Raw genomic sequence first — 24,532 nt, forward strand, 5'->3', positions numbered from 1 at the left:
TATATGCATGCCAATTCAATCAATAAATTATCGTTTCAGCTTAAAATTAAAGCATCGAATTGGCATTGTTTTATTATGTAATATTCATTATATCGACATTATTGTATTGTTACGCGATAAGTGACATACCCTTTTTCGGCAGGTGCTAACACACCATTTAATATCCACTTTATTGCGCCACTATAGCCATTGGTGTTACTTCCATCGACTGTCAGAATATTGCACGACGTAATACTGGTTGGTGTTTGAGTTGCTGGTGAGTTACAACTAATCTGATTCGATAATAAAGTATGTTCTGGCACAGCATCAAAGATATTGATGGTACTAATATTGCCTAAGCCATTATTTATAAAATAAATTTTATACTCTAATATATCTCCCGGTCGAGCTTGATTACTGCGACTTTCAGTATCTGCTTGAGTGATGTTTTTTACTGTTTTTTCAATATCTAATGTACCCGAATTACCAAAACTGACTTTAATTGTATCGGTATCACTAACGGTTGTCGTGAGTGCTGTGTTACTGAAATCCATAATAGCATTAAGTTGGTATTTGTATTCACTGTGCAAGGGGACATTTTTCGGTATGATAACTTTTATAATCACGCATACTTCAGTTAGGTTATTAGCACTTACTGTTATTGGACTATTTATTAAGCCATCGGTTGGGTCTAATTTACCATCACAATTATTATCAGAGTACAGTATATGGTTCCATGGGTATCCTGATGGCGTAGTGGTGACATTATTAATATTAAAGCTGACTGTACCGCTGGTATTAATTTTAAATTTATGACTTAAAAAGATAGGTAAACCGGGTTCACCTTCGATGTAATTATCAGGATCTAATGTAGCTATACTGACTTTACCAAAATTAATATTTTCTAAAATATCGCCCGCCGCTGCTGTTACGAGCATGAAACTATCACTGATTGAACTATTAATGACTTTGCCGACTAAACCTAATGCAGGATCAGTGACATCCGATTCTGATATGTCAACCCATGTTGCTTGCGGAATAACTTGAATCTTAATTTGTTTATTAGCTAACTCAACGGGAATAATAAATTGATAGTGTCCGTTACCTGTTGTGGTTGTTTGTAGAATTTCTTGGCCGTTAGCATAGTTTGTTATGGCTACATCATCATAGATTGCTTTTACAATAAAATTAGCTAAACCTTGTTCTTCACTTTCTTGTTTGCCATCATGGGCAGTTGCAATGCCTTTACCATTATCTTCAAACACCTTGCCGTTTAATACAATTTGGTTAATGAGATTAAACATATAATCTTCGACTTCACCATTATCGACTGTACCTGTTGGGCTGGTGCAAGTGTTTGGAGTATCACATAACCGGAATCGAATAAAGGTATCACCGTTATAGCCATTGGTATAGGCGGCATTTAAAAGCACAGAAATACTGGTTGTGGTTGTATTAACATTTTGATCGGTTAGTACATTTTCTCCTATACCATTAAAGTTACCGTCATGATTAAGGTCGACAAAAACATTCAGATAACCACTACCACCTGATATTGCAATTGGAATGGTAGTCGGCGTTGCAACAATAATACTATTAGGCATTGTCACGCCTTCTTCATCATCCTCACCAGTAGTATTATCACCAGTGGCATCCGGACTGTAGAAGTAATATAAATCAGGATCCCATTTGGTTCCTAAAATTAGATCAGGCGTACCTGATACATCAACATCGTTATTACGGTGTCCTACCTGCCCGTAACTGCTAGGCGCATCGCCTTTATCAATACTTGAAATACATCCTGCTGCATCGTGAAATTCTACTTTTGTATAAGTACTTGGGATCACAAAGGTTGCATCTCCTGTCAGCATATTAATGCGATACATACCGACTTTATTAAATAAATCATAATTGCCATTGCTATTGGTATCGTGATCGCCACCAATGGTAAAGGCATAAAAATAATTTAAATCATCCGTTGCTACAGCTCCTGTCCAAATATTAGGCGCTTTAGCACCGTTAAAGTTTAAGTTAATAGTGGTTACGATATTTGAGTTAGGATCATAGCGATATAGCATCGGTGTTGTTGGATTTGTTTTTGCAGCAGCAATTGAGCCTGCATTAATGAAACCATTACCTGTTAAATCAACTGCATATATAAGTCCATCAGTTTCTGATACAGCCCAGTCAGACCCTATTCGTATGCCGTCAGGGTTAGTACCTATAATCGTATTTGGAAGTTTTTTTACGCTGTAGGTCATCTCATTTAAATCAATACTGATCAAACTATCCCAGCGATTCATTGCGATATAATAGGTTTGTCCATCACGTGAAATGGTTCCCATATTAGCCGTGAACTCGCCACCGATATTTTCAGGTAATCGATCGCCTTTATTGATCGCGACGGGACCGTCATTATCGGTAGAATTTATGCTGTAGTTGTTATCAGCATAAATGTGACCCAATGGAATAAAACTTGTTCCGCTGGTATCTGTTACAATAAGGGCAATATAGCCGTTATCAACATAGGTGGAATACATTTTTCCTGTTATGCGATCAAAAGCTAACCCATTCATTAATCGATAATTTACGTTACTTTTTATTGGGTCGAACATAAAAGTGAATGGTTGATCTGGTTCAACTGATGAGTAGGTGAAGTTATTACCGTTATCGACCGATTCTGTGACATAGAGTTTGTCACAAGTGTTATCTAAGTTGAGATCAGAGATAAAGATACGATAATCTTCAACTTCCCCATCAAATACTTCCCCGACAGGGCTATTACATGCAGTGCTAGAACAAACGCGCACGCGTAGATAGGTATAGCCTAAACTGGCCGTGGAGAGCACGGTAAAGGCATGTGCAACCGTTGTGTTCGGAGTTGTTGTGGTTGAATTTATAATTTGTTCATTAGCATCATTCCAATCGCCATCTCGATTCCAATCGATCCATGCGTATAGATGCATGGTCGTTAAATTTGAACCAGTATCAAGCGTGGTCAAAATATTTAATGTTTCATTATCTCCTGGTTTCATATTGGCATTATAACTTACGCCATCTTCATCATTAGGGCTATCTGTAGCGTCATCTTTAGTCGCTGAACTATTTTGTAAGGTACCGTCATCAGCGTCCCAATGTGTGCCTAAGGTAATATCAACTTGGTTATCATTATCAAAATTATATTGATGATGGCGAGCACCATTATCCGATTTAGTTGTGTTGTAGTTAGCATTACTTGTATTTAATCCATTATCTGGAGCATCACCGTAATCAATAGCAATTAAACGAAACACATAGGTACAATTATAATTATTGCCATTAGTTACAGTTAAAGGGTTTACACATGAAAAAGAAGCTAGTTCATAATCTGCGGGTCCTGTCCATGTGAAACTGTAGGCGCTTGGCGTCATTGGCTTGGTATCACCAGAGGTGAAATTAACAGCGATGGCATTTGAATCTGTGGCAATAAGGTTAAAATCAGCAGGTAAAGCCGAGCCATTTTGTATGGTGGCATTTAAAGTAATACTGGCTTGTACAAAGGAATACGCTCTAAATCGTACTTTATCTAATGCCGCACCTGAGCGACCATTAAACCCTGCAATAGCTTGTCCTGCTGGCGCAACAATACGATTATAATAAGTACCGGGATAATTACGATTTGGTCCTATTTTTCCGGTAGATGGTGCAGCAGGAGCCGCACCAATTTGTAATCGGTTAGTGCCTGAGTTAAATGTAACAGGGGCACAATAGAGGCGAAACCAACCCATAACCGGCCATGTGGTTGTATCGGCATCAACACCAACAACTGCTTGATTGGCAGGACAGTCCCCAGAATATAATGTGCCTGACGTCGGGCCTCCCCAAGGTGTCGTTCCCGCTGCGGTCAGCGTTGCCGTATTACTGATAACACTGACTTGTGAGCATTGTCCTCGCAATGCGGTGCCATCTAAATTACCACCTGTATTTTGATTATAAAAATCAAAGCCTGTCATTAATTGTCCTGGTGGACATACTCGCTCGCCAAACTCACCACCGCCATTACCACCAATATCAAGTAAGGTGCTTTGATAAACTAAACCGACACCTTCAGCGGCATAGATCGTCGTTGGCGGAATAATAAATATTAGCCCCAAAAAAATAATGACCATTGGTTTTAGTTTTTTTAATATCATATTTAACATTGATAAGACCTTATCTAATTGGGTGATAAGTATTCTTGAAATAATATATTTAATAAAATTATCAGTATTTTAAAATTTCATATTCTTTTTTTTGATAAAGTGTTTTTTTTTGAGGTTTTAATTTCATTAATAGTAAAAAAAAACATTTTGATAATGTTTTTTTTATTATTAGCTTTAAGACACTAGCTCTTGTTTTTTAAAGCAGTTAATTCTTTTTTTTAAGAGAAGATATTCATTTTTTTACCTTATAGTTGTTCTGCATGTGATTTTTTGTCGCTGATGTTTTATTTCCTCTAAATAAGATAATTTTATGAAACACTTTTTATTCGTAATATGTTGTAAGTTTTTTATTTTAATTGTTTTATCTTTATTTTCGTTGGTGAGCTACGCACAACAATGTAGTTCAGGGATCAATGTGTCTAATGGACAGTATTATTTTGATGGTGATAATGTCCCTGGGACAACGGGATGGGGCGCACGTAACTTAACGGTTAATCCTACAGGGTTAAGTGGAGGAACTGGATCAGGTGGTCGTATTATTGTTGATTCAACATGGGGGTGGAATAATGGTAATCAGTGGACAAATCGTAATGATGCAACAGAAGCAATCAATATTACCTTAACCATTAATGGTGTCACTTATGCGAGGTTAACTACGCCGAGTAACAGTCAAAATACAGCCACATTATCAGCGTTAAATGGGGCGAGTTTTATCAGTGGTGGCGGTAATGTTAATGTGAATCCGTTTGGTCAATATACGCATGGTGCGCAGCTGTTATTACCCAATTCAGTGACAACAATCAGCAATGTTCAAATTTCAGGGACTGAAACCCCTTTTCAAGGTTCAGGTGGATTTTTTGGTATAGGCGCACAGGCCTCTGCTGGGGATGACGGTGGTATTCGAGTTAACTCTATTTTACAGTGTGGCTTTGAAGCAACAGATGCCCCTAGTAGTTATGGTATTGCCCGCCATAATCGTGATTTAGTGGCGACGAATTTACGTCTCGGCGCTAATGTTAGCTATGAGTCTACAAATTTAAATAGTACGTTAGCTGATAGAGATAGTTTTGATGATGGTATTAGTAGCTTTCCACAAAATATAATCGATCCCGTAACTGGAGCTATTAGTTTAACGGCAACAGTCACTAATGGTTCTGGAAGTAACACTAATCTTGTTGGTTGGGTTGATTGGGATCAAGATAATATCTTTCAAGCAGACGAAGGTGTTGCGATTACTGTCCCTGCTGCTGGAAGTTCTAATTCTGCGTGTACCAATACAAGCGGTAATGATTTTTCCTGTAATTTAGATTTTGTTGTACCTACAGCTGATCGTTCTAATAGCGGTTATTTTTTCTCCCGTTTTAGACTATCAACGGATGCATTAACGACGAGCACTATATCAACCAGCGTTACTGGTGGTGAAGTGGAAGATTACCGTTTTTGTATTGGTTGTTTTGATATTAGTGGTGCTATTTTTATTGATGAAAATGGTGATAGTAATATTACTGGAGATGGAGTTACAACTAATCAACCTTGGGTACATTTATACCGTGATGATGATAATGATGGTGTACCAAGTGCGGGTGATACATTAGTCAAACAGCAAGTCGCCAATAATGGTACTTATCTCTTTTCGATGCTACCTATCGATACCTATTTCGTTGCAGTTGCACCACCAAAACTAAGTGGTGCATTGGCGGAACAAACTTATGCTGCCAGTAACACTTATAGTAATGCTTTCTGTGATGCCAATGGTGATGGTGCCGTTGGTGATATACCAAGGACGACTTCGGGAGCATGTTATAGCGGTATCGATGGTGATCGTGCTGATTCAACATCCAATTCAACAACGCGTGAACATATTACCAAAGTTGATTTATCTTTTTCTTCTGGCAATCAAACCAATGTTGATTTTGGTTTTTCTTATAATGTGGTAACGAATACTGATAACAGTGGCCAGGGCTCGCTTGAGCAGTTTATCCGTAATGCAAATGCATTAACTGGTGCTAATGAAATGCGTTTTGTGCCCACAGTACCTGCAAATGATAGTGACGGCGGTGCTGATTGGTGGGTCGTAACGCCAACATCAAATTTAACGACTATAACGGGAACTAATGGTGCCAATACAACGATTGATGGTACCGCTTATAGCAATGCCGATGGCACCACGATTATTGATCCAAATCCTGGTAATTTTTCCGCATCACAAACTATTGGTAGCAGTGATGGTTGTAGTGTTGAAACACTACCTGCGCTAGCAAAACCTGAGCTACAAATAGATCGTCCGACAAATAGCAGTGCTTATAATTCAGAGCTGTTAATAGTTAATGCCGATAATACTACGGTACGAAATGTGTCTTTAACAGGCGGCTCATTAGGTATTAATGTTTACTCAGGCGGGATCAGCGGAAGTTTATTTGAACAGAATTTGATTGGTATTGATCCTGCTGGTAATGATCGCGTGATTGGGCAGGATACTTGCGGAACTTCTACAGGGTGTGCAGGTATTGCAATTGCGAATCCGAGTAATGCATCGTTAATTAGTTCGACGGGTATTATTCAAAATAACGCTATTAAAACCGCCCATAACAATATCAGCTTTGGTAATTTAAATGGCCAAACAGCAACCGATCATTGGTTAGTTAAACATAATCAACTATTGGGTACGACATCAACGTCAGGTAGTTATGTTTATCATAATATTTATATCCGTTATGGTATTCCTGCTTATCTTGATGTACTTGGCAATCTGATGCGTGATGCAACAGGTGATGGTATTTATCAATTAGGTACCAGTAACGTAGCCCTTAATCAAACCTTTACCAGTAACGATATTCAAAACTCCGGTGCTGCGGGTATTCATGTCACTTCAGGCCATACCGATATTATTACCTGTAACGTTATTCATAATAATGGCGGTGCGGGTGTTTCTGTCGATGGTAATACTAATGTTGATGGTTACCTCATTACAAAAAATAGTTTTGCTGGTAATACATTAAACGCGATTGATTTACATCGTGGTACTACAGGGCAAGGAGTGTCATTAAATAATGATGCTTGTAATACAGATGGTACCGGTGGTGCAAATAATAATCTTGCACGTCCTGAAATTTATTTTTCATTCTTAACTGGAACGAGTTTACGTGTCATTGGTAATTACTGTGGTACAGGAACGTTTACGGTTGAAATATATAAAGCCAGTAGTGCGACAGGAGATATCGGAAGTGACGGTAAAGAGGCTGGAGAAGGATTAACTTTCCTCGGTGAGGTTACAGGACTTACAGGCGGTGCACTTGATGAAACATTAACGGTTGCAGGACTCTCTATTGGCGATGAGATTACTATTATCGTGCACCGTACAGCGGATAGTGGGTTAGGTGTTGTTCAAGATACATCTGAGTTTAGTGCTAATAGCTTAGTCGATAGCTTAAATAAAGATTGGGGAGATGCGCCAGATAGCACGTCAGCAACAGGAGTAAATGATTATCACACCCTACGCGAAAATAATGGTGCTAACCATGTAATAAAAGATAGTAATAATGACAATACGCCAGATGTGATTCTGGGGGCGCTGATTGATGCTGACTTTAATGGTTTTAATACCTTAGATGCTTTAGGTGACAATCTAGATAACCTTAACGATGAAGATGGCGCTACTGCTGAAGGCTATTATGTTATTAACCGCCCTAAATCTATTAGTGTCACAATAACCAAAGATCCTACTTTAGCCACAGCAACATTCCATCTGCATGGTTGGTTTGATTGGAATCGAGATGGTGATTGGGATGATCCCGATGAACATGTCATAAATGAAACCACAGTTGCACCAGGTACGGCTAATTATAATTTTATGGTACCTGCAACAGCAGTATTAGGTGTCAGTTATGCTCGCTTTAGAGTTTGTAGTACAGGGGACTGTAATACCCCAACGGGTGCAAGTATTGATGGTGAGGTTGAAGATTATAGCGATATTAATATCAGTTTAGATTTTGGTGATGCGCCTGATAGTGGTGTCGGTGTTGGGCCTGATAATTATCGCACACTTGAAGCTGATGATGGCCCTCGTCATGAAACCAGTCCAGATCTGTATTTAGGTACGGGGACAGATACTGAAGTAGATGGATTACAAAATGCTACCGCAACGGGTGATAACACTAATAATACCAATGATGAAGACAGTCTGACCTTACCGCCACTGACTACGTTAACCACTACTTACAATGCTACTGCTGTGACAAATAATACGACGGGTAACGATGCTTATGTGTATGCATGGCTGGATTTAGATCGTAATGGACGCTTTGATCGTGATGAACTCGTGAGTAATGGTACCGGAGCTGGTGGTGCAGTAGTGGTTGCCAATGGTGATACCAGCAAAACATTAACATGGCCAGGTATTTCGAGTTTAACTAATAATAGCGCGATCTATTTACGGATTCGTATTGTTGCTTCGTTATTAACCGATATTGCAACTGGTTCTGATGAAGATCCGCGTTCATTTGGTTTGCAAACCAGTGGTGAAGTGGAAGATTATCGCTTACAAGTGGCAGATCAAGATTTTGGTGATCTGCTAGATACCTATAAAACGTTAGCGTTAAGCGGTGGCCCTTATCATGGTTTAGGCAATATTAATAACCTGCATATTGGCAGTAATAACATTGATACTGAAGCGGATGGGCAACCGAGTGCGGCCGCGAATGATGATGATAATAATGTTAATGATGATGAAAATGCTTTTGCTACTTTGCCGGCCCCCATTCTGGCTTTAACTGCCTCAGAATACACAATCGCTGTGCCAGTTTATAATAATACGGGTAGCAGTGTTAATTTATCCGCATGGTTAGATTGGGATAATAATGGCCAATTTGAAGCGGAAGAGTATGCCACCGTCGTTGTGCCACATGGTACGGTTGTAGGTAACCCGATGACGTTAACGTTTACGGGGATTTCAGCAGCGAATGTTTCTACAGCGGCATTACGTTTACGTTTGTCGACCGATAGTTTGGCAAATACTGCATGGGGTGGTGGTGCTTCAGATGGCGAGGTGGAAGACCATTATATTCCCGTGGGTGACTTTGATTTTGGTGATGCAAATGATGTGATTGCAGGTACCGCTGGCAGCAGTGGCGATTATCGTTCTCGTTTAGTCGATAATGGACCTTATCATGGCATTATAAATTCGTTGTATTTAGGTGCTGAGATTCCGGATGCTGATCCAGATGCTTATCCATCATTAGGCGCCAGTTATGCCAATGGTGATAATGATAATAATCGTAATGATGAAAACGGGGTAGATTTTATTCCGCTGTCATTGGCACATGCGACTTATACCGCAAGAGCCACTGTCAATAACACCACCGGAAGTACAGCAACTGTTCATGCATGGATCGACTGGGATCAAAATGGTGAGTTTGAGCAAGATGAATATACCAGTGCACCCGTTGCGAATAATACCACGGGAACGGTCGATTTAATTTGGACCACTTTTACAGGTCGTATTACCGGTTGGACGGTATCTCGCGTTCGAATCACCACTGATAGTTTAACCAATACTGCTGGGGCAACGAACCTTGAGGATACACGATCGCTTGGACTTGCCAGTGATGGTGAGGTAGAAGATTATCGGGTGTATATCGGCGAACATGATACGGGTGATGCTCCCAATAGTTATTTAACGATTCCATTAGATGGCGGTCCTTGCCATGCATTAACAGCAACGAATACGTTATATTTAGGTTCGACATTATTTGATAATAATCTTGATGGTCAACCAACACCTAATGCTAATGGTGATGATATCGATGGTGTTGATGACGAAGATGGTATATCTGGTGAGTTACCATTAGTGTTAGTTTCTGACGCCACATATTCGATTAATGTTAAACATAATAATACGACAGGTTCGAGTGCCACCTTAATTGCTTGGTTAGATAAAAATCAAAATAATCAATTTGATGCTAATGAAGTTTTTGATGGCTTTAGTGTTAATAATGTCATTACTGGTACCAATGAATTAGTCACTGGACGCACGCTGACATGGTCAGGCTTATCTGGGCAAACCCAAGGTACGATGGCATTACGTATTCGTTATACAACGAAACAGTTAACGGCCAATGATTTCGGTGGTCCAGCACCTGACGGTGAGGTGGAAGATTATATGGTCTTCGTTGGTAGTTACGATTTTGGTGATGCCAGTGATGATAATAGTGGTGCGACATCGACTTCAAATTATCGTACTCGTTTAGTGGATGCCGGCCCATACCATGGCATTAGCAGTGATTTGTATATTGGTCCGAAAGTGCCAGATGCTGAATCAGATGCATACAATAGTGTCGGTGTCGCAATGGCTAATGGCGATGATGATGATTTAAATGGTGATGATGAAGATGGGGTTCAGATCTTACCATTAGATAATTCACCAATACCGACCAGTTATCACACCAAGGTTCTTGTTACCAATAATACAGGCAGTAATGCGACGTTACATGGCTGGATAGACTGGAATTTAAATGGTCGTTTTGATGGTGATGAGCATACGAGTTTAACGATTAATTCTAGTGTTACTAACCAAACGGTAGATTTAACGTGGACAAGCTTTACTGGAATCTCTGCTGGTGCCGCTGTTGCTAGGTTTAGATTAACCACCGATGATTTAATTAATGGTGCTGCGGCAACAAATCTTGAAGATACTCGCTCACTGAATGGCGCGTCTGATGGTGAAGTGGAAGATCATCGCTTGTATATTGGTAATCAAGATATGGGGGATGCTGCTGATAGCTTCTTAACCTTGGCCAATAGTTTAGGTCCTTTCCACGGTCAATCACTTTATACCTCGTTATTTTTAGGGCCAGTACCAACCAATGAAGGCGATATTGATGGCCAACCAACGACAGCTGCATTGGGTGATGATGATGATGGTCTTGATGATGAACAAGGTATAAATCAGCCATTAGCCTTTATCTCAACGGCCAATAATACCTTTGATATTGATGTGAAGTTGCAAAATACCACGGCTAATAATGCCACTCTCACCGCATGGTTAGATAAAAATCAAGATGGAGTATTTTCAGCAAACGAAGTTGTGAATACCGTAAATGGTGCTCCATGGGGGATTAATAATATTTCCCCTGGTAGTAGCTTTATTACTGATGGTACAGCCGTTGCATTGCATTGGTCAGGTATTAGTGGATTACAGTCAGGTGTCATGACGCTACGGTTGCGGTTATCAACTGATCCTCTCACCGCGACACAATGGGGTGGGCAAGCCATTGATGGTGAAGTTGAAGATTATGTGATTTATGTGGGTAAATTCGACTTTGGTGATGCGAGCGATAATGGTGCCGGTGGTACAAATGCGAGTAATTATCGTACTGAATTAGGTGATTCAGGCCCTTATCATGGTATTTCCGAACAGTTATTTATTGGCTTACAAGCACCCGATGATGAAACCGATGCCAACATTAATATAGGTGCTGGTGTTGCTGATGGCGATGATACAACGGGGCGTAATGATGAAAAAGGCGCTTATTTATTACCATTAGATAACAGTCCTGAGTCAACAACTTATGTCGCACAAGTCACCGTAACCAACAGCACTACAAAGGCAGCAACATTACATGGCTGGGTTGATTGGGATGGCAATGGTCGCTTTGATGGTGATGAATACTCTAGTTTACCTGTAGTTGCAGGCACTAGCGGTGATGTATTAGAGCTAACATGGACCGCGCCTTATCCGTCAATTATCAGCGGTGATGTTGTGGTGCGTTTACGTTTAACGACCGACACCCTAATTAATTCAGCTGCTGCGACCCCAACCCAAGAAGATACCCGATCATTAAACGGTGCTTCTGATGGTGAAGTGGAAGATCACTCTCTTTATATCGGTAATTATGATTTAGGTGATGCACCTGATAGCTATCTTACACTTGCTATTAGTCGCGGTCCTTATCATCCACAGCGTGATTTTACGACATTATATTTAGGTAATATGCCTGTTAATGAAGGTGATGCTGATGGGCAGCCAAGTGCTGATTCATTGGGGGATGATGATGATGGCTTAGACGATGAACAAGCCATTTCACAACCATTAGCGATTGTTTCACCGTCGATTACGACATTCTCTATTCCTGTGCGATTAAATAACAGTACCGCAAATGCCGCTACCGTGATTGCGTGGTTGGATAAGAATCAGGATGGTTTCTTTAGTGCAGATGAAGTGGTTGATACCATTAATGGTGCAGCTTTTGCGGTTAATAACGTATCAGCAGGTACCAATGCTACCAGTGATGCTAATGCTCTTACTTTTGTGTGGAATGGTTTAGCTGGACTCACTTCAGGCAATATGGCATTGCGTATTCGTTTAAGTAATGATCCTCTAACAGAGACTCAGTGGTTTGGACGAGCATCAAACGGTGAAGTCGAAGATTATATGGTTTATCTGGGTGATTTTGATTTTGGTGATGCACCAGATACTAGCCCTGCTGCAGCAATTAATGATTATCAAACCGTATTAAGCAATAACGGTCCACGTCATTTAATTATTAATGATCTTTATATCGGCAAAAAGCCGGATATTGATGACGGTACATTAGAAAATGCCACGGCTACCGCTGATGATATTACTGATGATGATGATGAGGGAGGCTTTATTTTTCCACCATTAACGGCAGGAATGAATGATTATAAAATATCTGTTATCGCAACAAATAATACTGGCAGTAATGCTAGCTTAGTCACTTGGATTGATTTTAATAATAATGGTGTTTTTGAGGATGACGAAGGTCAAATCATTACTATTCCTAATGGCGCTGTAGATGCAACGGGTGAGATTGAGTGGAATAATATTCCAACCATTAATAATGGCACCACATTAACGTTACGCTCGCGGTTAATTCCACGTGTTATTTCACAAATGAGTCAAGCCTCGCCATTGGGCGTTGAATTAGGCGGTGAAGTTGAAGATCATCGTATCAATGTTGGTAAACAAGATATGGGTGATGCGCCGGAAACTTACGGCACAGATCCGCTCAATAATGGCCCACATCATATTATTATTAATACCTCTAACTTGTATTTAGGTAGCAGTAATATTGATGAAAATATTGTAGTTGTCGCTTCTAATAATGCTCAAGGTGATGATTTAGCTGGTGTTGATGATGAAGATGGTATTACAGAGCCATTATCACCAATTGCAATCGATGGCAGTGGTTATTCTCTTAATGTAAATGTAAAAAATATGACTGGAAATAATGCCTATTTAGTTGGCTGGATTGATGCTAATCGCAACGGTGCCTTTGAACCGATTGAAGGGCGGGTTGATATTATACCAATCACACAAAATGGTAATTATGTTTATAAGTTTGATAGTAATCAATTAACGCATTTAACGGCTGGTGTGAGCTATATCCGCTTTCGATTATCAACGGCTCCATTAACCGTTACCGATACTGGTGGATTAGCCAGTGATGGTGAAGTCGAAGATTATTTAGTGATGATTGGTGCTGCTGATTTAGGTGATTTACCTGATACAAGTAATGCAACAGCAACCAATAATTATCAAACAGATTTAATTAATAATGGCCCATTACATAATATTGATACTTTACCAAGTTTGTTCCTTGGCAAGGTTGCACCAGATGCTGATGGTGATGCTCCTCAATCCGCAAATTCACAAGGAGACGATGATAATGGCAGTATTCCTGATGATGAAGAATCACTAGGGCATGCATTGATCCCTGTATTACCAATCAATACTGAATATCAAACGTTTGTGACTGTCACTAATGGTTCTGCCACTAATGCATATCTTTATGTGTGGATCGATTGGAATCGAAATGGTGATTTTGAAGCGGATGAAATTGCTCAGCAAGGTATTGTTGATGCAACAGGTACTGCATTAGTAAGTACAAATGGTGCCTTCCTTATTCCAGCCAATAGTGGTACTGCAAGTTATCGTCTTGGTTGGACAACGCCAGTCGCAACGGTTAACGATCGAACCTATGGTATTCGTTTACGTGTAACCACCGATGTTTTGGTTGATGATGTGAGTTCGACAATATTTGATGCTCGATCATTGGGCGCCGCTAATGATGGTGAAGTTGAAGATTACTTCTTGACTGCAAAAAATAGTGATTTAGGCGATGCGCCTGATAGCTACCGTACATCAACAGGGCGAAATGGTCCGTATCACGCTTATTTAAGTCTTTTATATTTAGGTTCTGCGAATATTGATAATGATTCGACCGTGATCCCGTCAGCGGCGAGTAATAGCGATGATAATACTAATAATGATGATGAAAATGGTGTCGTTCAGCCGTTGCCTTTCGTCGCTGCAACGGCTAACAGCTATAGTGTTGATGTCTCGGTATATAACCAAACAGGGGTAATGGCAACATTGGTTGCATGGCTTGACAAGAATCAGGATGGAGCCTTTACCGCTGATGAAGTCGTCGATGATCTTAATGTTGTGACGGGTAGCAACCCATTTAATAATGTTGGCTTTAATACTAATAATTACCCAACAGGTAGTGATAACCGAACGAATAAAGTGACTTTAACATGGAATAATTTACCTGCCTTAACACAAGGAACATTGGTGCTGAGAATTCGACTTTCTCATAGTGAATTGACTGATGCTGATTGGTTTGGTGGCGCTGCTGGTGGTGAGGTTGAAGATTATACGGTTTATGTTGGTAATTATGATTTTGGTGATGCCGAGGATGGTCAGGCAGGTACTGCAGCAGGGGCTGGAGATTACCGTACTCGTTTAAGTGATCAAGGGCCTTATCATGGTATCAGTGCTGATTTATTTATGGGGACTAATGTTACTGATGCTGAAGCTGATGCCTATCCTAGTTCTGCTACAAGTAAAGCGGATGGTGATGATGATAACGGTGGTAATGATGAAGATGCAGTGACATTTACCGCTTTAGATAATAGCCCTGTGCCAAGCAACTATAATGCTACAGTGAAAGTAACTAATAATACTGGTAATGCCGCAACTTTATATGGTTGGATTGATTTTGATCGTAATGGTCGTTTTGATGCTGATGAAGTCGCAAGTGTGTCGATTTCAACTGCGACGACAGGGGCTGATGTCATATTAACATGGGCAACAATTCCTAATATTAGCAGTGGTGATACCTTAACTCGGTTTAGATTAACCACAGATACTTTAGTTCATACTGGGGCTATGACAGATGAAGATCAGCGTTCATTAGGTGGCGCAAGTGATGGTGAGGTTGAAGATCACGCACTTTATATTGGTAATTATGATGGTGGTGATGCGCCAGATAGTTATCAAACTTCTGCGGCAACAGGAGGGCCGGCTCATCGGTATAATACTCAACTGTATTTAGGCACCAATAACATTGATGCTGAAGTTGCAGTGGGCAGTATCGGTGCCGATTACGATGATAATACTGGTGATGATGAAAATGGTTTAATACTTTCGACTGCAAATGATGGTGATAGTAACTATCAATTAACAGCAGATGTTTATAACAATAGTGGTGTTGATGCCAAACTCATAGTGTGGGTTGATTGGGATCGTAATAATAGTTTCGATGCTGATGAAGCCATTGTGATTAATAATTTAGTCAGTAATGCTACTTTAACGCCGACATTAGTGACATGGAATACCATTTCCCCAGTCATCACCCCTGGTAATTACTATGTACGTGCGCGATTAATGGCAAGTACTGAAGCTATTAGTGACGCTACACCGGGAGGGCTCGCAAACTCAGGTGAAGTAGAAGATCATATTTTAGTGGTGAAAGATCCTACCGTGATTGTGGTGGAAGCTTGTCAAAATGCCAATGCTTCTTTTGCCGCTCAAGGTGGTTTTGATGTGGAACAATTTGAGCATGTAGGTACCACAACATCCATTGATTGGGTAACGCATAATTATCTGCCATCCGCACGTGTGTTGTCTGCTAATTCGGTATTAAAAGACGGTACGTTAGGGATTAGTTTCTCTGGTAATGCAGCCAACCATATAGAAAATGGCACCACGCAAACATCAAATAATATCTATACCAATGTGCAATTTTATAATGGTTACGATGCGTCCAATAATCCAAATGCCAATGTTACTCGTTATCGTTTAGTGATGCCTGCCGATGGCTCGATCACTGTTAACAGCCTTAAATCCGGTGACGAAGATGCTGTGCTAGTGATCAGTGGGGTGACAACATTGGGCCCTATTTTATATTACGGCAGTAATCGGACCGCTGACTTATCAGGCACTTTTACCTTTAATCAAAATGACACTATTGATTTTATTTTCCGTAATACGACCCCTACGGGCTATATGGGAACGGCAGATTTTGACATTACCTTTAACTGTAAATTGGATTATGGTGATGCGCCTACAGGCTACCCAACCCTTAAAGCTGATGATGGTGCACGCCATGTTATTGAAGGGACGACAGGCGTAGATACATTAGTGCTTGGATCAGGAAAAGATATTGATCTTGATGGTCAGCCAGAAGTTAATGCTTTAGGTGATGACAATGATGCTGAAGGTGATGATGAGACTTTAGTTATTCCTGCCAATATTACTGCAGGTACTGCTGAGTCGATTGATTTTGTTGTTGCTGGTGGATCGGGCTTTATTAATGTCTGGGTTGATGCCGATATTGACAATAGCTTTACTACTGATGGCGAGCATGTATTACAAGATGTGGCTGTTGCTACAGGATCTAATCCTCTTGATGTAATTGCTCCTTATTTGGGAAGTAGCGGTAATACCTTTATGCGGGTGCGTTTATGTTCTATTGCCAATCACTGTAATACACCAACAGGATTAGCTGGTAGTGGTGAAGTCGATGATTATCAATTTAATTTATTGCCAGCTGAAAATGGTTTCGGTATCAGCAATTGTGATAACCATGCTCAATTAACCCAAGTTTGGTGGGTTCAAGGATCACAAAGAACCATTATTGATTTTACTAATTTAACAACCAGTGGTTATCCAACGATTAGTAATGCCAATGGTACTAATATGGCAACCGGTAATGGCGCAACAGAAGGTACTGTTACCATTACTGATCCACTAAATGGTGCTGTGATTGTTTATGGTGATGGGCGAGGTGTCTTTAATGGTTCGACGAATGCTGCCGTAGCTTTACCGTTTACCACGGGAGCGTCCGCAGATTTCCCTATTACCGTGACGCCAAGGCCAGGTAATGACCTCAATCAGTTTTATGTGTTTGGTAATAATTTCAATATTATCAATGCAGGAGAACTTGATTTTAGTACCTCAAATATTATCAACAGAGGTACCGTTCAAAATAATTCAGCACTTGAATCGCAATTAGTTGTTCCGCATGGTAACCGTAGTGATTCATGGTTATTGACCATGACGCGGAATGGTCAATTACAAGCCTTTGCTTTAACTGCTGGAGGAATTAATTTTACGCCAGTTATTAGTACAATTCCTAATGGCTCTGGGCCTGCGACGAATAAAGGCGCAATGGATTATTCACCTGTTACGGGTAAGTTAGTGATAGCTAGAGATGGTATTAGTCGTTTATTTATTGGTGATTTTAATCCTAATACTGGTGAGTTTATTAATGTTACATCGGTGACAACAGGTATTGCGAGAGTCGGCTCATCTCCTCGTTTTTCACCGGACGGCAAACGAGTGTTCTTTGAAAATGGAGCGGGCGGTGATAATGGTCCACTAACCTATTATGATATTCCTTCGAATACTGTCACAACGGTTAGTGGTATGCCTGGCAATGTCCAATCAATTAAATTTGGACCTGATGGACGTCTGTATGCATGGCGTGGAACGAATCTGGATGTGATTGAAAATTGGGCAACGACGCCAACGTATACCACCAGTTTAATAATGCCAGGCTCAATCGGTGTCGAGAGCTTACCTGAAGTTTATGCATATTGTGATTATGTGGGCGGTACTGTCACTATTAATGATTTTGGTGATGCTCCAGATTTAACCACTCAGACTGAAACGGGTGATTACCGTACTACGGCAGTCAATAATGGTGCCGAGCATATCTCAATATTTAGTGATGTTTATCTTGGTCAATTACCGCCAGATACTGATGATGGTACGTTACAGAATATTACTGCGACGCAAGATGATATTAGCGGTGATGCTGATGAAGATGGACTGCAATTATTACCGTTAGTGGCCAGTGCAACACATTACCAAGCAACGGTAACTGTTACCAATAATAGTGGCAATGACGCTTATCTTTATGCATGGATTGATTGGGATAATAATGGCAAGTTTGATAAAGATGAAGCAATAGCGGCGAATAAAATTACTATTAATACTGGGGCTAATTTAGCCGCACAGACACTGACATGGGCAACATTGCCTGAACTAACGAGTACTGATTCTTTCTATATTCGAGTACGGATAATGTACGAAGATCTAGCAGATACCGCGATGGGTGATGCCGAAGATCCAAGATCTTATGGCAGTGTTTCTGGTGGGGAGGTTGAAGATTATCAGTTGGTAGTTGAAGCCGTTGATTTTGGTGATGCTCCTGTAGGTTACGGTACATTAAATGCTTATCATCGCCCAAGTTCGACCTTATTCCTTGGTGAGCACCTAGGTGATACAGAAGCGGTACCCGTTCCCGATCTACTTGCTATGACAGATGATAATAATGCCTCTCCAGATGATGAAGACGGTGTTAATGTTTTACTGCCTATTCCGCTGGATGCGACTGAATATAGTGTAGTGGTAGAGGCATCTAATTTATCCATAACCACAGATGCAACATTATGGGGTTGGATTGACTGGAATTCAGATGGTGCATTTGATGCAACTGAAGCACAACAATTGCTTGTTACGCCTGCGACAATAAATGGTCAATATACGTTAACGTGGAGTGGTTTATCTGCATTAACGCCAAGCGTATCTTATCTGCGTTTACGATTAACAACCGATACTTTAACTGCGGCAGATTGGAGTAGCGCTGCCACTGATGGCGAAATTGAAGATCATAAATTAGTCATTGGACTATTTGACTTTGGTGATGCTCCTGAGAGTTACGGTACTGACCGAGTTAATTTAACGGGCGAAGGTAATGGTCCGATGCACCCAATCAGTAGCACTATTTTCTTAGGAACAGTTGCTACAGATGAAGAAGGTGAAGGTTTTGTTGATGGTATAGATAATTATGGTACCGCTATTGATGATAACTTTGCCTTTAATAATGATGAGGATGGGGTCACGATTCCTACATCGATTGCTGCACAGCCTGGAGATACAGTCGCACTTACTGTGCATGTCCAGACCGATGTGGCCGCTAAAGTTCATGGATGGCTAGATTTTAATGGTAATGGTGTATTTGATCATGCCACTGAAGCTGCGACTGCGATACCGTTAACCAATGCTGATAATAATACCGCTAAAACGCTGAACTTTACTGTTCCCGGAGATGTTAAAGAAGGGATCAGTTATTTACGAGTACGTATTTGTGCTGATACGTTGGCTTGTGATACGCCACATGGTTTAGGCGGGGATGGTGAAGTTGAAGATTATCAAGTCACACTCGTTGTACAGTACGATTATGGTGATGCCCCAGAAGCCACAGGTTATCAAACTCTCTTCTTATCTGGCGGTCCTCGTCATGCATTAGGTAATACTACGATTAGTCTTGGTTCAATACTGGGTGATGTTGATACTGATGGTTTTGGTGATGGTACTGATACTAATGGTAATGCAACAGATGATGATATCAAAGGTGTGAGTCCTAGTGATGAAGATGGTATTACGAGTTCTTTCCCATATATTTATGATTTAGGCGGCGATTTATCGTTTACTGCAATTTGTAATGATCATGATGGTAGCAGTGATCTGGCTGCTACGGTTTATGCTTGGGTTGATTTCAATCTTGATGGCGACTTTATCGATGCCGGTGAATTTACCTCTCAGGCATGTACTGATACCAGTAATACGGCTAACGGCAGTGCTGTATTAGCCTTTACTGGGTATGCGACTCCAACGTCAGGTATATCTATTTTACGAATGCGTATTACCACCGATACGTTGTTACAAGTAGATGTTAATAAATCAGCCAGTAACGGTGAAATAGAAGATTTTGAATTATATCTTTATCAAGTCAGTGAGCTAGATGGGGGGGATGCTCCTGAGAGTTACTTGGTTGAATACAGCGAAGGTGGACCATCACATGTATTCTCAAGCTTAATGTATCTTGGGGCTAATGATGTTGATGGTGAAAATGCGGCGGCTAGCGCAATGGCAACCAGTGATGATAATAATACTGCGAATGATGAACAAGGGATCACTCTGCCAAGATTACTACTGGGTGCGACAACCTATAGTGCGACAGCAACTGTCTTTAATAATACAGGTAGTGACGCGACGTTACTGGCGTGGCTTGATAGTAACCGTAATGGTAGCTTTGAAGCCTCTGAAGCCCTGCCTCCAATTACGATTTCGACCAGCGCTTCAACCAGTGATCATACGTTAGCATGGACTGGATTATCTCCTATTGGTTATGGGACATATAATTTACGAGTACGGTTAGCACCAGAAACTGATGGCTTATCAATGGCAGATCATGGTGGTTTTGCCACTAATGGTGAGGTTGAAGATCATCAATTAACGGTTTATGACTGTATTACGGAAGAGACAACAACCTTTATGGATTTAACTGTTGGTTTAAGTAATGGTCGTTATCCGCCAACGACTTGGCAAAGTAAAGGCTTGCTTATTGAAGAAACCACCACAAGCTATCCATTCACACGCATTCAAGATGTTAATGTTATTGGTCATGGTGAACCGTTTGGTGGTGGCGATACTAAGATGTTGTGGGCTCAGACCAATGCGATCTCTTATACCTTGGTGAATACAGATGGTTCGCCACGTACATCTAATTCGGTTTCTTCTGTTGGTGATCCCGCGGGTTCTGCTGCAACCATTCATGTTATCGCTCTCGATTTGAATAACGTGATTATTGGTTCTAAAACCTACCCAGATAACGGTCCAACATTTGAGATTAATAGTAGTGATACTGGTGGTGTGGCTATTCATCGAATGGTGGTTTATACATCAGGATCGGGTGCTGGTTCGACCGCTTTTGATGGCTTCTTTGGTGGTATAACTGAAACGTGTACGGTTGCCGTTGCACGTGATTACGGTGATGCGCCTGATAATGCTTCAGGAACGAGTAACGCAAATTATAATACGACTTTATCTGATAATGGTGCGAGTCATGTTCAGTATGATTTTGATACCAACGGTCAAGTTGATATTACGTTAGGTAATGAGTGGGATACTGATGATGGCACGTTGCAAAATACACAAGCTAATGCCGATGATAATACAGGGACGCCTAATGATGAAGACGGTGTTGTTTATTCTACGACCATGAAGCCTGATGACGATGAAATTATTCAAATTACAATTACGGTTGATCCTGGAACGAATTTATCTGGTTTAGAGCTTTATGCTTGGATTGATTGGAATCGTGATGGCGATTGGGATGATGTGAATGAGCAAGTTGTTAATGACAGCACAGCAACAGCGAATGCACAAACATCTTACACAGTTACAGTACCGACAGCATCGAGTTTAGGTTATACCTATATGCGGGTTAGAGTTTGTTCAGATGTTGGTTGTAATACTCCGGTTGGTGAAGTTAGTAATGGTGAAGTAGAAGATTATCGTATCTTTGTTTCTGATTTAAATTTGGATAATACTTGTGATCGGTTCCTCGTTACAAAATCGTCGAATAATGGTGCATCTTTTGAATATACTCGAGTAGACCCTCTGAACTCTGCATTTAATTTTAGTGACATAAAAACAGGGATCACTGATTATCCAGAATTAAATTCATTAGCTTTTGATCGTATTACTGGCATGGTATATGGCACTTATATTAATAGTGCGAATAATGTTGCTATCGTGATGACAGATAAGCAAGGTACTAGCTTTATTCCTCGTGGTGAAATTATATCGAATGGCAGTTATAACTTAAGTAAAATTAATGGTTCAAGTCCCCAAACTTATGTTGCAGGTGATGTCTTTACTGATGCAATAGGATCTCCGAATACCGGAACATTATCAACGTCAGGTAATGAGTATTACATTACTAATAGCGCATGGAATAGTGTTGTAACTGTAAACTTAGCGGATATGACATTTAGTATTAAACCATTACCACCAGAAATATTAGCCGGATCACTACAACGTATTGGGCCAGATTGGGCTGTGTCATATCATGATGGTTTAATTTATGGTGCAGATCTTACTGGCCTTAAGAATGCGGGTGTACCGAAATTGTATCAGTATGATATTGCCGCTGATACCGTTGTGAGTAGTAATCTTAACTTTAATGGACGTAGACCACCTAACTTTGCGAGTGGCGCTGTTGCAACCGATGATTCTACACATTTATACATGTTAACGAATGGGGGAGATCACGATACAACCGGTGACGGTAATTATGATTTGTTTAATCGAATTGGTATGTATCGTATTAACCTAGTGAGCGGCTTTACGACATTCGTTGATAGTAGTACTGATACGTCATTACAGTTTAATGATGCTGCTGGGTGTTTATTGAGTATCGATTATGGTGATGCGCCGGAATCATATGGTAGTGCTGGGCATCAAAACAATGATCCGTTGATGAATGGCATACCTAATTTGATATTGGGTACGCAGTGGGATCCAGACCTATCTGATAGATACAGTTCTGATGCAACGGGCGATAATTTATCGGGATTGAATGATGAACAAGGTGTTGCGATACCGGCTGATATTATTGTTGCTACCGTTACTTCTCTTCCAGTCACCGTAACAGGCATAATTGGTACAACTAATTATCTGAGTATTTTTACCGATTTAAATGGTAATGGTGTCTTTACTGATACATCCGAAATATTAGTTAATGATTATCCAATAACGCTAACAGCAGCGACTCAGATAGTGAATGTGTCTGTATTATTAGATGCGGCAGCCAGTGGTGGTTATAGCGGTGATAGCTTTATACGTTTCCGTTTATGTGATGCACAAAATATGTGTAATACCCCGACAGGATTAGCAATAAACGGTGAAGTTGAAGATTATATGTATAACTTGGTTAATCAAATTGTGTTGAATGGCCAAGTATTTGAAGATAATGGCAAAGGTAGTGCGGTTGCTCATGACGGTAAACGTGAAGATCAGGAGCGGGGTTTAGCGAACTTTATTGTGAAAGCAATTTATCGCGGCCCAGGCATTGCCGGTTATGTGACAGGCCAAGAAATAATTCAAACGATAACTGCTGGTGACGGGAGTTATAGTTTAGTTATTCCTGTTGAATTAGCGGGTGAAGATATCGAAGTGCAAGTTGTTAAACAAGCACAATGGTTAGATATCAGTGAAGTTGATGCTACTGAAGTAATTTTAGGTATTCATGATAAAGTTACTAACGTATCAGTAACCGATAGTTTGATGCTAGTGACTCCAGCCGCGGGCGACTTCTTGGAGTACCTTGATTTTGGTAAAGTGAAAGTACCAACATTAGAGCCTGATAATTTCACGGAAACAGAACCTGGTTTAGCTGTTTTCTTCAGCCATAAATTTAATGTTAATACTAGCGGTAATGTCAGCTTCAGTATTAATAATAAACAAGCTTCTCCATCGGGTTATAATTGGCAGCCAATACTGTATTTTGATGCAAATTGTAATGGCGAATTAGATGCGGGTGTAGATGGTTTAGTTATTAATCCAATGGCAGTAAATGCCAATGGAACGACACAAGTTTGTGTGTTAGTGAAGGTGATAGTACCGAATAATGTACCATTACATGCAGAGTATAATTATCAACTTAATGCCGATATGGTATTTAGTGATACAATAGGTACTGGGCATGGTGTCACTCGATTAGTAAGTGATATTGATACAATTAGAGTGAGTTTCCATGGTGCGGGTGAGCTTGAAATAGAGAAAACGGTAACCAATATAACTCAAATGGGAACTGAATCGCGTAGTAATCAAGCTCAACCAGGTGATGTGTTAGAGTATAAAATTTACTTTATTAACAATGGCTCTGGTAATATAGACAATATTAAATTATTTGATGCCATACCTGAATATACAGATCTTTCATCTGTGATTAGTTGTACCTCTCCTGCGGTGTTATTACCATCAAGTCTTACCTGTAATATTACAACAGTAGATGGCCTTAATAATATGGGTTACGAAGGGGGGATTGAATGGCAACTAATTGGTACATTAGTGCCAGCGGAAAGTGGATATGTGACTTATCAAGTTACCATAAAATAATAAGGTATATATTGTTTTCAAAATAATATGCATAAGTATTCGCATATTACTAAAAATAAAACCATTATTAAGTAAGTTATTAATTTAGCTTGCT

General features: G+C 40.3%; 2 protein-coding genes. One reads left to right on the forward strand and one right to left on the reverse strand.

The features are described 5' to 3' along the window. Positions 1-98 precede the first annotated feature (98 nt). Positions 99-4,160, reverse strand: a complete 4,062-nt coding sequence (locus C0W29_RS03545; RefSeq protein WP_052671643.1) for a GEVED domain-containing protein — start codon at positions 4,158-4,160, stop codon at positions 99-101. A 415-nt stretch (positions 4,161-4,575) separates the two neighbouring features. On the opposite strand from C0W29_RS03545, the gene C0W29_RS03550 reads away from it, so the two are divergent. Then, a complete protein-coding gene (locus tag C0W29_RS03550; RefSeq protein ID WP_146146380.1) occupies positions 4,576-24,438 on the forward strand; it encodes a GEVED domain-containing protein in 19,863 nt (6,620 codons plus the stop codon). The last annotated feature ends 94 nt before the right edge of the window (positions 24,439-24,532 follow it).

It is taken from the genome of Photobacterium kishitanii (assembly GCF_003026355.1).
GTDB lineage: Bacteria > Pseudomonadota > Gammaproteobacteria > Enterobacterales > Vibrionaceae > Photobacterium > Photobacterium kishitanii.

Bases quoted from the DNA above. Each gene is read 5' to 3' on its own strand.
- C0W29_RS03545 (WP_052671643.1), bottom strand. From the start codon at position 4,160: ATGTTAAATATGATATTAAAAAAACTAAAACCAATGGTCATTATTTTT.